Below are 13,990 nucleotides of genomic sequence, written 5' to 3' on the forward strand. Positions count from 1 at the left end.
GCACTCACGATGGCACCGAAGACGAAGGCGGCCGGTGACGGCAGCGGTCTGACGGAGATGTCCTGGGATCCGATCACCCGGATCGTGGGCAGCCTCGGCATCCACACGAAGATCGACTTCAAGCAGAAGCGGGTGGCGGAGTGCTACAGCACCTCCTCCGTCTTCCGTGGCTACAGCGTCTTCATGCGGGGCAAGGACCCGCGTGACGCGCACTTCATCACCAGCCGGATCTGCGGTATCTGCGGTGACAACCACGCCACGTGCTCCGTCTACACGCAGAACATGGCCTACGGCGTGAAGCCCCCGCACCTGGGGGAGTGGATCATCAACCTCGGCGAGTCCGCCGAGTACATGTTCGACCACAACATCTTCCAGGAGAACCTGGTCGGGGTCGACTACTGCGAAAAGATGGTGCGCGAGACCAACCCCGGCGTGTGGGAACTCGCCCAGCGCACCGAGGCCCCGCACGCGGCTGAGCACGGCTACCGCACCATCGCCGACATCATGAGCTCCCTCAACCCCCTGGAGGGCGAGTTCTACCGGGAGGCGCTGCAGGTCAGCCGCTACACCCGGGAGATGTTCTGCCTCATGGAGGGCCGCCATGTGCACCCCTCCACGCTCTACCCGGGCGGCGTCGGCACCATCGCCAGCGTCCAGCTCTTCACCGACTACCTCAGCCGGCTGATGCGCTACGTGGAGTTCATGAAGCGCGTCGTCCCGCTCCACGACGACCTGTTCGACTTCTTCTACGAGGCGCTGCCCGGATACGAGGAGGTCGGCCGGCGGCGGGTGCTGCTGGGCTGCTGGGGGGCGCTCAACGACCCCGACCACTGCGACTTCACCTATCGCAACATGACGGACTGGGGACGGAAGATGTTCGTCACCCCCGGCGTCATCGTCGACGGCAAGCTGGTGACCAACGACCTCACCGAGATCAACCTCGGCATCCGGATCCTGCTGGGCAGCTCCTACTACCAGGACTGGGAGGGCCAGGAGCTGTTCGTCACCCACGACCCGCTCGGCAACCCCGTCGACCCGCGGCACCCGTGGAACCAGCACACCATCCCCGCGCCGCAGAAGCGGGACTTCAACGACAAGTACAGCTGGGTGATGTCCCCGCGCTGGTTCGACGGCAACGAGCATCTGGCGCTGGACACCGGCGGCGGCCCGATCGCCCGCCTGTGGTCCACCGCGCTGTCCGGGCTCGTCGACACCCCGTACGTCAAGGCCACCGGCCACAGCGTCACCATCGACCTGCCGCGCAGCATGACCAAGCCCGAGGCCCGCTTCGAATGGAAGATCCCCAAGTGGAGCAACGCGCTGGAGCGTAACCGCGCCCGCACCTACTTCCAGGCGTACACGGCGGCCATGGCACTGCACTTCGCCGAGCAGGGGCTCGAAGAGGTCCGGGCCGGACGCACCCAGACCTGGGAGAAGTTCGAGGTGCCCGACGAGTCCATCGGCTGCGGCTTCACCGAGGCGGTACGCGGTGTGCTCTCGCACCACATGGTCATCCGGGACGGGAAGATCGCCAACTACCACCCGTACCCGCCCACCCCGTGGAACGCCAGCACCCGCGACACCTACGGCACCCCGGGCCCGTACGAGGACGCCGTGCAGAACACCCCGATCTTCGAGGAGAACTCCCCGGAGAACTTCAAGGGCATCGACATCATGCGCACCGTGCGCAGCTTCGACCCGTGTCTGCCCTGCGGCGTCCACATGTACGTCGGAGACGGCAAGTCCGTACAGAAGATGCATGTGCCCACCGGCCTGAGCGGGTTGTCGGGATGAGCGCCCGGACCACCGCGGCGCAGGCCGCCGCACCCGGAGCCGGCGCCCCCCGGGGCGCCGCGTCCCCGGGCACCGTGCCGAACGCCGAGACGACCGGACGACGCGTCGAAGAGGTACTGGACCACCTCGCCGGGCGCGACCGCGAGGCGGGCGCCGCCGCCGAGGAACTGGTCCGGGTCCTGATGGACTTCTACGGCGCGGGACTCGCCCGGATCATGCACCTCGTGGACAGCGCCACGGAGGACGGCGGCCCCCGGCCGGCGCTGCTCCGCGATGAGCTGGTGACCAGCCTGCTCGTGCTGCACGACCTGCACCCCGAGGACACCGCGGCACGCATCGGCCGCGCCCTCGACAGCGTCCGCCGTCAACACCCCGCCGACATCGCGGAGTTCGACGCGGAGAGCGGGGCGCTGCGACTGCGCGCCGGCGACGGCGGAGGCTGCGGCTGCCCGAGCACCAACCAGCAGGCCCAGCAGGCCGTCGAGGCCGCCGTGTCCTGCTTCGCGCCCGAGGTGACCTCGGTGCGGTGGGAGACGGCGGGGGACCGGACCGAACCGGCGCTGCTGCAGATCTCCCGTCGTCCGCCGACCGCCGCCACCGCCCCGTGAGCGGCCGGCAGGCGGCGCCCCCGCGGCTCGGACCGGCGGCCGCCCACCGCGGTCTGCGCCGCTTCCGCGCGCCGGTACCGCCCACCCCCGAACGCTGCGAACTGTGCGGTGTGGTGCTGGCCGAGCACAACCACCGTCACCTGGTGAACCTCGAACGCCGCGCACTGGCCTGCGCCTGCACCCCCTGCGCACTGCTCTTCGACCGGCCCGGTGCCGGCGGCGGGCAGTTCCACACCGTCCCCGACCGCTATCTCGTCGACCCTGGCCACACCCTCGACGACGCGGCCTGGAACCTCCTCCAGATCCCCGTCGGCGTCGTCTTCTTCCTGCGCCAGGCCGACCCCGACCGGCTGGTCGCGCTCTACCCGAGTCCGGCCGGCGCCACCGAGAGCGAACTCGACCCCTCGACCTGGCAGAGCGTGCTGGCCGCCAGCCGGCTGGCCGGCCTCCTGCGGCCCGATGTGGAGGCGCTGCTGCTGCGCCGCTCCGAGGGCCGGATCGACTGCTATCTGGTGCCGGTCGACATCTGCTACGAACTCGTCGGCCGGATGCGCCTGTTGTGGCAGGGCTTCGACGGCGGGGCCGAAGCGCGCACCGCGCTCTGCGACTTCTTCGCCAAGGTCGCACGCAGGGCCCGTGAGCCGAAGGAGGACGACCGGCCGTGACCGATCTGTCCTTCGACTGCACCGGTGTCCGCGCCGACCGCTACGCCGCCGCCCCCACCCTGCTCTTCCGGCTGCGGATCACCGCCGCCGAAGGGGCCAGGGTGCACGCCCTCGCGCTGCGCTGCCAGCTCCGCATCGAACCGGCCCGGCGCGGCTACCGCCCCGACGAGGCCGAGGCGCTCAGCGATCTCTTCGGCGAGCGGTCCCGCTGGGGCAGCACCCTGCAGCCCCTGCAGTTCGCCCAGGTCTCCCTGGTCGTCCCGGGTTTCACCGGAGAAACCGAGGTGGACCTCCCGGTCCCGTGCGGCTACGACCTGGAGGTTGCGGCCGGCCGCTACTTCCATGCGCTGCGCGACGGCGAGGTCCCGCTGCTGCTGCTGTTCTCCGGCACGGTGTTCGCGGGCAGCGGAGGCTTCCACGTCGAGCCGGTGCCCTGGAGCAAGGAAGCGTCCGTACGGATGCCGGTGGCCGTCTGGCAGGAGATGACCGAGACGCACTTCCCCGGCTGCGGCTGGCTGCGGCTGCCCCGCGAAACCCTCGACGCGCTGCTCGCCTACCGCTCGCGGCGCGCCCTGCCCTCCTGGCAGGCGACCGTCGAGTCACTGCTGGCCACCGCGGAGGGCACCGAACCGCCCGCACCGCGCGCCCGGCGCTTCCCCGGCGCCACCGCGCGCTCCGCCGCCGCCGGCCCCGCCGCCGTTCATCCCGTCACCGAAAGGACCGCGCCGTGACGACCAGCGTCTCGCCCGACGAGACGGCGGACCGCTTCGCCACCGCCCGCCACGTGGCGGACGCCGTGCTGTTCGAGGGCTATGTGCTTTACCCGTACCGCGCCTCCGCCGCCAAGAACAAACTCCGCTGGCAGTTCGGCGTCCTCGTCCCGCCGCACTGGGGCGCCCGGAGCGCGGAGCACTCCTTCCAGCGCACCGAATGCCTCATGGAGCCCAGGTCGGGGGCCCGGCTCTCGGCCGAGCTCCGGTTTCTGCACGCACAGCGGCGCACCGTCCAACGCCTCTGCCCGGACGGCGAGTTCGAGACCGTCGCGGAGTTCGAACTGCCCGACCGGGTACTGGTCCCCTGGGACGAGGGCGTCGAGGAGCGTGTCCCGCTCGCGGCCGAGATCTCCCGGCTGACCGGCGAGGGCGTCACTGTCCCCTTCACCCGGCCCGCGGGGGAGGAGACCGAGCCGGTGCACGACGCGGACGGGCGCCTCGTCGGCAGGCTGGTGCGCCGCCGCGCGGAGCTCCGGGGACGCGTGCGGCTGACCGCGAGCGAAATCGACGGCCCCTACGCGGCGCTGCGGCTGACCGCGACCGTCGAGAACACCAGCGGCTGGCAACCCGAGGACACCGCCGCCGACCGTGACGCGGCGCTGCCGCATTCGCTGGTCGGTGCCCATCTCTTCCTCGGCCTGAGCGCGGGCTCGTTCGTGTCCATGACCGACCCGCCGGAGTGGGCCACGGGCGCCGTCGCGGCCTGCCGCAACGAGCACGTCTGGCCCGTGCTGGCCGGAGCCTCGGGCCGCGCCGATGTGGTCCTGTCCTCCCCGATCATCCTGGAGGACCACCCGGCCATCGCGCCCGAGAGCCCCGGCGCGCTCTACGACGCCCTGGAGATCGACGAAATCCTCGCCCTGCGCACCGCGGCCCTCACCGACCAGGAGAAGCGCGAGGCCCGCGGCACCGACGCCCGGGCCGCGGAGGTCATCGAGCTCGCCGACACCATGCCGCCCGAGGTGCTGGAACGCCTGCACGGCGCCGTCCGGGCCCTGCGCGAGGTCACCGGCCCGGGCCCGGCCGCACCCGACGACCTGACCCCCGACGTGCCGGGCCTGCGCCCGGACACCCCCTGGTGGGACCCGGAGAGCGACCGCAGCGTCGACCCCGTACGCGACCGGATCACCGTCGACGGGCACCCGGTCGGCGCCGGCAGCCGGGTGCTGCTGCGGCCCGGACTCCGTCGCACCGACGCCCAGGACCTCTTTCTCCAGGGCCGCACCGCCCACGTCGAGGCCGTGTTGCACGACGTCGACGGCGGGGTGCACCTCGCGGTGACCGTCGAGGGCGACCCGGGCGTCGACATCCGGCGCGAGCAGGGCCGGTTCCTGTACTTCCAACCCGACGAAATCGCCCCCCTGGAGGACGCGTGAACGCCGAAGCGCCGGTCACCGGACCACCGGTCGCCGGACCACCCGCCAAGACCCTGATCGCCGGCGTCGGCAATATCTTCCTCGGCGACGACGGATTCGGTGTCGAGGTCGTACGACGGCTGGGCGAACACCGGCTGCGGGACGGGGTCGAGGTCGTCGACATCGGCGTACGCGGAGTGCATCTGGCCTACCAGATGCTGGACGGCTACCACACGGTGCTGCTGGTGGACGCCTCCGCGCGCGGCGCCGAACCCGGCACCGTCCACCTCCTCGACGCCACCGCTCCGGCCGGCGCCCGCCCCCACGACACCGCGCTCGACGGTCACCACATGACTCCCGACACCGTGCTCGCGCTGCTCGACACCCTCAGCGCGGGGACCGACGGCCGGCGCCCGGAGCGCGTCTTGGTCGTCGGCTGTGAACCCGCCGATGTCGCCGAGGGCATCGGGCTCAGCGAACGGGTCGACGCCGCGGTCGACGAGGCCGTGGGGCTGATCCTGCGGCTGGTCGGCACGGCGGAGCCGGCACCGGCCGCCGCCGCACCGCACACCAGTGATGAGAGGAACACGACACCATGCTGAAGCTCGCCCTGGGCGGAGCGCTCGCCGCCACGCTCGCCGTTGCCCTCAAGGCCGTACTGCCCGACGTCAAGCGCTATTTGCGCATCCGGTCCATGTGACGGGTGGCGCTGCACCGAACGGTGTACGCACCGCGCCACCCCGGCGAGGCACCGCAGCCGCCCTCCGGGCCCGCCGTCTAATGAAGCCGGGCGGCACCCGGTCGTGCCCGCACCAGAGAGGGACCGATGCACGAGATGTCCATCGCGCTTGCGGTCGTGGAGCAGGTCGAGAACGCCGCCCGGCCCACCGGGGCCATCACCGTCAACAGCGTCCGGCTGCAGGTCGGCGAACTGGCCGGGGTGGTCCCTGACGCGCTGGCCTTCTCCTTCGAACTCGCCTGCGCCGGAACGGTGCTGGAGGGTGCCGAGCTGATCACCGACCCCGTCCCGGCCCGCGCCCGCTGCGGCCCCTGTGCGGACACCTGGCCGGTGGGCATGCCACCGCAGCTCAGCTGTCCCGGGTGCGGCGGGGCGACGACCGAGCTGCTGTCCGGCCGGGAACTGCAGATCATCCGTGTGTGCTGGAACGACGCCCCGGCGCACGCCCCGATTCCTGAGGAGCGCTGAACCATGTGCCGTGTCGTCGACCTGCAACAGGCGGTCCTTGCCAAGAACGACGCCTGCGCCCACACCCTGCGCGAGGACCTGGCCGCCCGTGGCACCGCCGTCGTCAACCTGCTCTCCAGCCCCGGCAGCGGCAAGACCGCCCTTCTGGAGCGGGAACTCACCCTCGCCCGCAGCCGGGGCATCCCGGTCGCGGCGCTCACCGCCGACCTCGCCACCGAGAACGACGCCGTACGGCTGGCCCGCTCCGGCGTGCCCGTCAAACAGGTGCTGACCGACGGGCTGTGCCACCTCGAGGCCGAGATGCTGGGCGGGCACCTCCACGGGTGGCTGCCCGCCGACACCCGGCTGCTGTTCATCGAGAACGTCGGCAACCTGGTCTGCCCGGCCTCCTACGACCTGGGGGAGACGCTGCGCATCGTACTGGCGTCGGTGACCGAGGGCGAGGACAAGCCGCTGAAGTACCCCACCGCCTTCGGACTCGCCCACCTGGTCGTGGTCACCAAGACCGATATCGCCGAGGCGGTCTCCTTCGACGAGGCGGAGTTCCGCGCCAACGTCGAACGCATCAACCCCGGTGTCGAGGTCGTCCTCACCTCGGCGCGCCGGGGCGAAGGGGACGGCGTCCTGGTGGACCGGGCGCTGGCCGCGCGCGACGGAGCGCCGGTGCACATCCCGGTCATGACCCGCAAGTCCCATCACGTCCATGACGCGGAGGAAGGCCAGCCGCACGACGAGGGCCACGTCCACGGCGAGGGCCACAGCCACGCGAAGGACCACAGCCACCACGGGGACCACAGCCACGGCACGGACCACAGCCACCGCCGCGAGCACGCCCACGCGCCGCGGGCCCAGGACAGCGGCCGCCCGCACACCACCGACCCCGACCCCGACACCGTGGCGTCGAGCCGCTCATGACGACCGGGCAGGCCGATGCGGGCACCGCTACGCCCCCCGCGACAGCCGCCGGACGCCGCCGGATCACCGTGCGCGGTGTCGTCCAGGGCGTCGGCTTCCGCCCGTTCGTCCACACCCTCGCCACGGAACTGGGCCTGACGGGCCATGTGACCAACACCGGCGAGGGCGTCGTCACCGAGGTCGAGGGGGCCGCCGCCGCGCTCGCCCTGTTCGGCCGGCGGATCAGCAGCGATGCGCCACCGCTGGCCGTGGTCGAGACCGTCCACGCCGAGGACGTCGCGGTGACCGGCGACGCCGGATTCCACATCCTCCCCTCCCGCGCCGACGGCCCCTCCCGCACCCTGGTCTCCCCGGACGCCGCCACCTGCGAGGCCTGCCTCGCCGAGCTGGCCGACCCGGCCGACCGCCGCCACCGCCACCCCTTCCTCACCTGCACCCACTGCGGGCCACGCTTCACCATCGTCACCGGGGTCCCCTACGACCGTGCGCTGACCACCATGGACCGCTTCCCGATGTGCCCCCGCTGCGCACGGGAGTACGCGGACCCCGCCGACCGGCGCTTCCACGCCCAGCCCATCTCCTGCCACGACTGCGGCCCCCGGCTGCGCCTGCTGACCGCGGACCCGGCCGACCGCACCCGCCCGCCGCGCCCTTCGCCCGGTCCCGACCCGGTCGCCGACGCCCGCCGGCTGCTCGCCGGCGGCGCGATCGTGGCGGTCAAGGGCCTGGGCGGCTACCACCTCGTCTGCGACGCCTCCGACGACACCGCCGTCAGCCTGCTGCGCGCCCGGAAGAACCGCGGCGACAAGCCCTTCGCCCTGATGGCCCGGCAACTCGCGGACATCGAGCACCTGGTACGTGTACGCGCCGAGGAACGCGCCCTGCTCACCGGGCCCGTACGCCCCATCGTCCTGCTGCGCCGCCACCAGGACCCCGCCCCGGCCCCGGCCCCGGCCCCGGACGCGCCGGTGCTGTCCGGCGCCGTCGCCCCCGGCAGCCCCGACCTGGGCGTCATGCTGCCGTACACCCCGCTGCACCACCTGCTGCTCGGTCTGCCCGGCGACCCGCCCCCACTCTCGGCTTCGTCCGGGCGGGGAGACTCCCGCGGGCCCCGGCTGCTCGTCATGACCAGCGGCAATGTCGCCGGCGAACCGATCGTCACCGACGACGGCGAAGCCGTACGGCGCCTGGCGCACCTGGCCGACGCCTGGCTCACCCACGACCGGCCGATCCGCATCCCCTGCGACGACTCCGTGGTCCGCCTCAGCGACGGGGAGCCGCTGTTCATCCGCCGCTCGCGCGGGTATGCCCCGTTGCCCGTCCCGCTCCCGGTACCGGTCCGGCCCGCGCTCGCGACCGGCGGCGACCTCAAGAACGTGCTCTGCCTCGCGGAGGGAGACCGCGCCTGGCTGTCCGCGCACATCGGCGACATGGGCGACCTGGCGACCCAGCTCGCGTTCGAGGAGGCCGCGGCGCATCTGGAGACGGTCACCGGGGTGCGCCCGCAGGTGCTCGCCGCCGACCGGCACCCCGGCTACCGCTCCGGGCAGTGGGCCCAGCGCCACACCGACGGGCGGCCGCTGGTCCGCGTCCAGCACCACCACGCCCATGTCGCCGCGGCCATGGCCGAACACGGCCTCCCCGACGGCCACCCCGTGATCGGCGTCGCCTTCGACGGCACCGGCTACGGCGACGACCACGCCATCTGGGGCGGCGAGATCCTGCTCGCCGACTACGACGGATACCGGCGCTTCGGCCAGCTCGCCTACGTCCCGCTGCCCGGCGGCGACACCACCGTACGGCGCCCCTACCGGATGGCCCTGGCCCATCTGCGCGCCGCCGGCCTCGACTGGGCCGAGGACCTGCCGCCGGTGGCCGCCTGCCCTCCGCAGGAACGGCAGTTGCTGGCCCGGCAGCTCGAACGTCACCTCAACTGTGTGCCCACCTCCAGCATGGGCCGTCTCTTCGACGCCGTCTCCTCGCTGGCCGGGATCTGCCACCTCGCCGGTTACGAGGCCCAGGCCGCCGTTGCCCTCGAAGCCGCGGCCCTGACCGCGGGCGAGGACCACGGGCCCGGCTATGTGTTCGCGCTGCGCGCCGCACCGATGGGCACGACGGGCGCCGACACCGTCGCCGACCCGGCGCCGGTGCTCGCCGCCGTCGTCGCGGACCTGCGCGCGGGTACCGCCCCGGCGCTGATCGCGGCCCGCTTCCACACCGCGGTCGCCGACCTCGTCCGCCGGGGTTGCGCGTTGGCCCGGGAGCGCGCGGGCCTGACGACCGTGGCACTGACCGGCGGCGTCTTCGCCAACACCCTGCTGGCCGAGGCCGCCGCCCGCCTCCTGCGGCAGGACGGCTTCACCGTCCTGCGCCACCGCCGCGTCCCGCCCAACGACGGCGGGCTGGCGCTCGGCCAGATCGTCGTGGCGGCGCGCACCGCAGGAGCCGCCGCGCGCTGAGCGGCGCCACGGCGCGGCAGACGCAACGTACCCACGACGAGGAGAGGCTCATGTGCCTGGCGGTACCCGGCAAGGTATTGGACATCGAGGAACGGGACGGCACCCGGATGGCCACCGTCGACTTCGGCGGTGTGGTCAAGGAGGTGTGTCTGGAGTACGTCCCCGACCTGCGGGTCGGCGAGTACGCCATCGTCCACGTCGGCTTCGCGCTGCAGCGGCTGGACGAGGAGTCCGCCCGCAAGACCCTGGCCCTGTTCGAGGAACTGGGCCTGCTGCAGGAGGAGTTCGGCGACCCCTGGGAGGCGGCGGCCACGCCACCTGAATGGGAGGGGACGGGCGCAGGGACCGCCACCGGGGCGGGCGCCGGTGTGGGTGCCGCACCCGCGGCCGCGGTGGGCGACGGAGCGCAGGAGGCGGGCCGGTGAAGTACCTCGACGAGTTCCAGAACCCCGAGCTCGCCCGCCGGCTGCTCGACGACATCCGGTCCACGGTGACCCGGCCCTGGGCCCTGATGGAGGTCTGCGGCGGGCAGACCCACACCATCATCCGCCACGGCATCGACCAACTGCTGCCCGATCAGGTCGAGTTGATCCACGGCCCCGGCTGTCCGGTCTGTGTGACACCGCTGGAGGTCATCGACAAGGCCCTGGAGATCGCCGCCCGCCCCGAGGTGATCTTCTGTTCCTTCGGTGACATGCTCCGCGTCCCCGGCAGCGACCGGGACCTGTTCCAGGTGCGCAGCAGGGGCGGCGACGTACGGGTCGTCTACTCCCCGCTCGACGCGCTGAAGATCGCCCAGCAGCACCCGGACCGCGAGGTGGTGTTCTTCGGCATCGGCTTCGAGACCACCGCACCGCCCAACGCCATGACGGTGTATCAGGCCCGTAAGCTCGGCATCCCCAACTTCAGCCTGCTGGTCTCGCACGTGCGGGTGCCGCCCGCGATCGAGGCCATCATGACCTCGCCCGGCTGCCGGGTCCAGGCGTTCCTCGCCGCCGGTCACGTGTGCAGTGTGATGGGGATGGAGGAGTACCCCGAACTGGCCGCACGCCACCGGGTGCCGATCGTGGTCACCGGCTTCGAGCCCCTGGACATCCTGGAGGGCATCCGCCGCACCGTCCGCCAGCTGGAGCGCGGTGAACACACCGTGGACAATGCCTACCCCCGCGCCGTACGCAGCGAGGGCAACCCGGCGGCCCGGGCCATGCTCGCGGACGTCTTCGAGGTCACCGACCGCTCCTGGCGCGGCATCGGCACCATCCCCGCCAGCGGCTGGCGGCTGTCGGAGCGCTACCGCGACTACGACGCCGAGCACCGCTTCTCCGTCGGCGGCATCACCACCAAGGAACCCGCCGCCTGCCGCAGCGGGGAAGTCCTCCAGGGGTTCATCAAGCCGCACGAGTGCGAGGCCTTCGGGACGCTGTGCACCCCGCGCACCCCGCTCGGCGCCACCATGGTCTCCAGCGAGGGAGCCTGCGCCGCCTACTACCTCTACCGCCGACTCGGCACCACGCCCACCCCCCAGGAGGCGAGCCCCGTTGTCTGACACTCTCCACCCCACCCCCGGCGGTTCCGCCCGCGGCGGCCCCACCCCGGCCGACCGCGGCCTGCCCACCGTCGACATCTCCGGCTGGACCTGTCCCACCCCGCTCCGCGACCAGCCCCGCGTCGTCATGGGGCACGGCGGGGGCGGCGCCCTGTCCGCGGAACTCGTCCAGCAGATCTTCGCCCCCGCCTTCGGCGGCGAAATCCTCGCCCAGCTCGGTGACTCCGCCGCGGTGTCCCTCGGCGGCGTGCGCCTCGCGTTCTCCACCGACTCCTATGTCGTGCGGCCGCTGTTCTTCCCCGGCGGCTGCATCGGTGACCTCGCCGTCAACGGCACCGTCAACGACCTCGCCATGAGCGGCGCTCAGGCCGCCTACCTCTCCTGTGGCTTCATCCTGGAGGAAGGCGTGGAGATGCCGGTGGTGGCCGGGGTCGCCGACGCGATGGGCGCGGCCGCGCGGGCCGCCGGTGTCGAGGTGGCCACCGGCGACACCAAGGTCGTCGAGGCGGGCCACGGCGACGGCGTCTATCTCAACACCGCCGGCATCGGGCTGATCCCGGCGGGCGTCGATCTGCGCCCCCAGCGCGTCACTCCCGGCGATGTGGTGATCGTCAGCGGCGACATCGGCCTGCACGGTGTGGCCATCATGAGCGTCCGGGAGGGCCTGGAGTTCGGCGTCGAGATCGAGAGCGACTGCGCGGCCCTCGGCGGCCTCGTCGAGACCATGCTCGCCGTCACCCCCGACCTGCATGTGCTGCGCGACCCCACCCGCGGCGGGCTGGCCGCCGCGCTGTGCGAGATCGCCACCGCCTCCTGCACCGGCATCGTCATCCAGGAACGCGCCATCCCGGTCCCGCCGGCCGTCGCCAACGCCTGCGCGATCCTCGGCCTGGACCCGATGTACGTCGCCAACGAGGGCAAGCTGGTGGCCTTCGTCCCCCGCGAGCACGCCGACGCCGTACTGGACGCCATGCGCGCGCACCCGCTGGGAGCCGGCGCCGCGATCATCGGCGAGGCCGTCGCCACCCACCCCGGCATGGTGGTGGCCAGCACCCCGCTGGGCGGCACCCGGGTGGTCGATCTGCCGCTGGGGGAGCAGCTGCCGCGGATCTGCTGAGCGGGTCCCGGCGTACGGCCGAGGGCGGCACCGGTTCCGGTGCCGCCCTCGGCGTGGGAGTCCGTTCCGCTCAGGTCTTCCTCAGCAGCCCGGAACCGAACCAGTCGTCGGCGTTCCGTACCCCGGGCAGGATGAAGAAGTAGCCGCCGCCGAGCGGGGTGATGAACTTGGACAGCGGCTCGTGCCGCAGCCGTCGCTGGACGGTCGCGAACTGCCGCTCCGGGTTCTGCTGGTAGCCGCAGAAGACCAGTCCCAGGTCCATCCGCCCGGACTGGTCGAAGCCCTGGTCGTAGTTGTAACTCCGGCGCAGGAAGCGGGACCTGTCGGTCTTCTCGGTGCGCGGGTTGGCCAGCCGGATATGCGAATCGAGCGGGATCTTGCTGCCGTGCGGGTCGTCGCGGTACCTCGGCGGGTCGTTCTCCTGCTTGCCGTCCAGGGGCGCACCGCTCGCCTTGCGCCGGCCGAAGATCTGCTCCTGCCGGGCCACCGGCACCTTGTCCCACTTCTCGATGTGGAAGCGGATCAGACGCAGCACCTGATAGCTGCCGCCCAGCGCCCAGTCCGGCTCCCCGCACGGCGGGGTCACCCACATCAGCCGGTCCATCTCACGGCCCGAGCCGGTGTCCGGATTGACGATCCCGTCCTTGAAGCCGATGAAGGTACGCGGTGAGCCCGAGGGCCGCGACGGATTGAGGAAGGCGTCCGCGCGCCAACGGGGCCGCAGCCGGCCGTGCGTCTCCCGTGCCAGATCGCGCAGCACATGGACGATGGCGTCCGGATGCTGGGCACAGATCTGCAGCGACAGGTCACCGTGGCAGCGCGCCGGCTCCAGCCGGTCGTCGGGGAACGCCGGCATGGCCTTGAGGTGCCGGGGCTTGTGGCCGGAGAGCCCGAAGCGGTCGTCGAACAGGGAGGCGCCGACGCCGAGCGTGATGGTGAGTGAGTCGGGGGTGGGCCGTTCCGAGGCGACCTGCTCGTCCAGCGGCTTCACCCCGTCCGTCAGCACCCGGCAGCGCGTGGTGAGCTTCTGGAACAGCTCGGTCAGGCCCTCGCGTCCCTCGGCCATCACATCGAAGCCGACGAACCCGGCGAAGAGCTGCTGGGGAGTCACGATGCCGGCCTGATGGCGGTCGTGGAAGGGCACCTTGTCGGGCAGCCCCGCGTTGTCGCTAAGCCCGCTCGCGGAACGGTCCGCAGCAGCGGCGGCGGCTGCGTGACCGCCGAGTCCCGTGGCGGCCGCCACACCCGCCATCCCCGCCGCGCACTTGAGGAAGCCCCGGCGTCCGTCGTCCCGCTCAGGGGCACGTTCGTCCCCGGCCTGATCACATCTCATCGTCCCGCCCATCCTGACTACTGAGTCGTCCGGAAGCCGCGTACGTGGCACCAACCTGTGCGCGATGCTCGTCGCCCACGACGCGGCGGCCGGGAGCAACACGGCCTAGGTGCCGGATATCACGCCCTGGCCACGGGCCGGTCGTCCGAATGGCGCAGCCACAGCGCCCCCCGCGCGACAGGGCACCGGAGCGCTTCTAGCGTCGGCCCTGTGACCTG

14 protein-coding genes are annotated in these 13,990 nt (G+C 72.5%); 13 read left to right on the plus strand and 1 reads right to left on the minus strand.

Annotation, left to right across the window (positions count from 1 at the left end; translation table 11 throughout):
- The first annotated feature begins 9 nt into the window (after window positions 1-9).
- From ABR737_RS41795 to hypE, 13 genes are all read left to right on the plus strand, one after another.
- Window positions 10-1,794 carry a nickel-dependent hydrogenase large subunit gene (locus tag ABR737_RS41795; protein WP_350256360.1) on the plus strand — a complete coding sequence of 595 codons (1,785 nt, stop codon included), beginning with the start codon at window positions 10-12 and terminating at the stop codon, window positions 1,792-1,794.
- On the plus strand, window positions 1,791-2,402 hold the full coding sequence (locus tag ABR737_RS41800) for a NifU-related iron-sulfur-binding protein (RefSeq protein WP_350256361.1): 612 nt from the start codon (window positions 1,791-1,793) through the stop codon (window positions 2,400-2,402). The genes ABR737_RS41795 and ABR737_RS41800 overlap by 4 nt, the downstream gene beginning before the upstream one ends.
- Window positions 2,399-3,067 carry a DUF5947 family protein gene (locus tag ABR737_RS41805; protein WP_502964455.1) on the plus strand — a complete coding sequence of 223 codons (669 nt, stop codon included), beginning with the start codon at window positions 2,399-2,401 and terminating at the stop codon, window positions 3,065-3,067. Before ABR737_RS41800 ends, ABR737_RS41805 begins: the two co-directional genes overlap by 4 nt.
- On the plus strand, window positions 3,064-3,798 hold the full coding sequence (locus ABR737_RS41810) for a DUF6084 family protein (RefSeq protein ID WP_350256362.1): 735 nt from the start codon (window positions 3,064-3,066) through the stop codon (window positions 3,796-3,798). Before ABR737_RS41805 ends, ABR737_RS41810 begins: the two co-directional genes overlap by 4 nt.
- The gene (locus ABR737_RS41815) at window positions 3,795-5,216 is read left to right on the plus strand and encodes a hypothetical protein (RefSeq protein WP_350256363.1); all 1,422 of its coding nucleotides are present in this window, start codon (window positions 3,795-3,797) and stop codon (window positions 5,214-5,216) included. The genes ABR737_RS41810 and ABR737_RS41815 overlap by 4 nt, the downstream gene beginning before the upstream one ends.
- Window positions 5,213-5,797: a hydrogenase maturation protease gene (locus ABR737_RS41820; RefSeq protein WP_350256364.1), complete on the plus strand. Its 585-nt coding sequence runs from the start codon at window positions 5,213-5,215 to the stop codon at window positions 5,795-5,797. Before ABR737_RS41815 ends, ABR737_RS41820 begins: the two co-directional genes overlap by 4 nt.
- Window positions 5,791-5,895: a DUF6893 family small protein gene (locus ABR737_RS44045; RefSeq protein WP_393311995.1), complete on the plus strand. Its 105-nt coding sequence runs from the start codon at window positions 5,791-5,793 to the stop codon at window positions 5,893-5,895. Before ABR737_RS41820 ends, ABR737_RS44045 begins: the two co-directional genes overlap by 7 nt.
- A 126-nt stretch (window positions 5,896-6,021) precedes the next feature.
- Complete coding sequence (locus ABR737_RS41825; RefSeq protein ID WP_350256365.1) at window positions 6,022-6,402, plus strand: hydrogenase maturation nickel metallochaperone HypA/HybF; 381 nt, start codon at window positions 6,022-6,024, stop codon at window positions 6,400-6,402.
- A 3-nt stretch (window positions 6,403-6,405) separates the two neighbouring features.
- Complete coding sequence (hypB, locus tag ABR737_RS41830) at window positions 6,406-7,317, plus strand: hydrogenase nickel incorporation protein HypB (protein ID WP_350256366.1); 912 nt, start codon at window positions 6,406-6,408, stop codon at window positions 7,315-7,317.
- Entirely contained in the window at window positions 7,314-9,776 is a 2,463-nt protein-coding gene (gene hypF, locus ABR737_RS41835; RefSeq protein ID WP_350256367.1) for a carbamoyltransferase HypF, read from the plus strand. The genes hypB and hypF overlap by 4 nt, the downstream gene beginning before the upstream one ends.
- 50 nt (window positions 9,777-9,826) lie before the next feature.
- Window positions 9,827-10,201, plus strand: a complete 375-nt coding sequence (locus ABR737_RS41840; protein WP_350256368.1) for a HypC/HybG/HupF family hydrogenase formation chaperone — start codon at window positions 9,827-9,829, stop codon at window positions 10,199-10,201.
- Window positions 10,198-11,322: a hydrogenase formation protein HypD gene (hypD, locus tag ABR737_RS41845; RefSeq protein ID WP_350256369.1), complete on the plus strand. Its 1,125-nt coding sequence runs from the start codon at window positions 10,198-10,200 to the stop codon at window positions 11,320-11,322. The genes ABR737_RS41840 and hypD overlap by 4 nt, the downstream gene beginning before the upstream one ends.
- Before the next feature lie 61 nt (window positions 11,323-11,383).
- The gene (gene hypE, locus ABR737_RS41850; protein ID WP_350257127.1) at window positions 11,384-12,439 is read left to right on the plus strand and encodes a hydrogenase expression/formation protein HypE; all 1,056 of its coding nucleotides are present in this window, start codon (window positions 11,384-11,386) and stop codon (window positions 12,437-12,439) included.
- Window positions 12,440-12,509: 70 nt separating this feature from the next.
- On the opposite strand, the gene efeB is transcribed toward hypE, so the two are convergent.
- Window positions 12,510-13,772, minus strand: coding sequence for an iron uptake transporter deferrochelatase/peroxidase subunit (gene efeB, locus ABR737_RS41855; protein ID WP_350256370.1), 1,263 nt, complete (start codon window positions 13,770-13,772; stop codon window positions 12,510-12,512).
- Between the last annotated feature and the right edge of the window lie 218 nt (window positions 13,773-13,990).

The sequence above is a fragment of the Streptomyces sp. Edi2 genome (assembly GCF_040253635.1).
Lineage (GTDB): Bacteria > Actinomycetota > Actinomycetes > Streptomycetales > Streptomycetaceae > Streptomyces.

Coding starts and splice junctions, on each gene's coding strand:
- ABR737_RS41795 (WP_350256360.1), top strand. CDS start 10: ATGGCACCGAAGACGAAGGCGGCCGGTGACGGCAGCGGTCTGACGGAG.
- ABR737_RS41800 (WP_350256361.1), top strand. CDS start 1,791: ATGAGCGCCCGGACCACCGCGGCGCAGGCCGCCGCACCCGGAGCCGGC.
- ABR737_RS44045 (WP_393311995.1), top strand. CDS start 5,791: ATGCTGAAGCTCGCCCTGGGCGGAGCGCTCGCCGCCACGCTCGCCGTT.
- ABR737_RS41825 (WP_350256365.1), top strand. CDS start 6,022: ATGCACGAGATGTCCATCGCGCTTGCGGTCGTGGAGCAGGTCGAGAAC.
- hypB (WP_350256366.1), top strand. CDS start 6,406: ATGTGCCGTGTCGTCGACCTGCAACAGGCGGTCCTTGCCAAGAACGAC.
- hypF (WP_350256367.1), top strand. CDS start 7,314: ATGACGACCGGGCAGGCCGATGCGGGCACCGCTACGCCCCCCGCGACA.
- ABR737_RS41840 (WP_350256368.1), top strand. CDS start 9,827: ATGTGCCTGGCGGTACCCGGCAAGGTATTGGACATCGAGGAACGGGAC.
- efeB (WP_350256370.1), bottom strand. CDS start 13,772: ATGAGATGTGATCAGGCCGGGGACGAACGTGCCCCTGAGCGGGACGAC.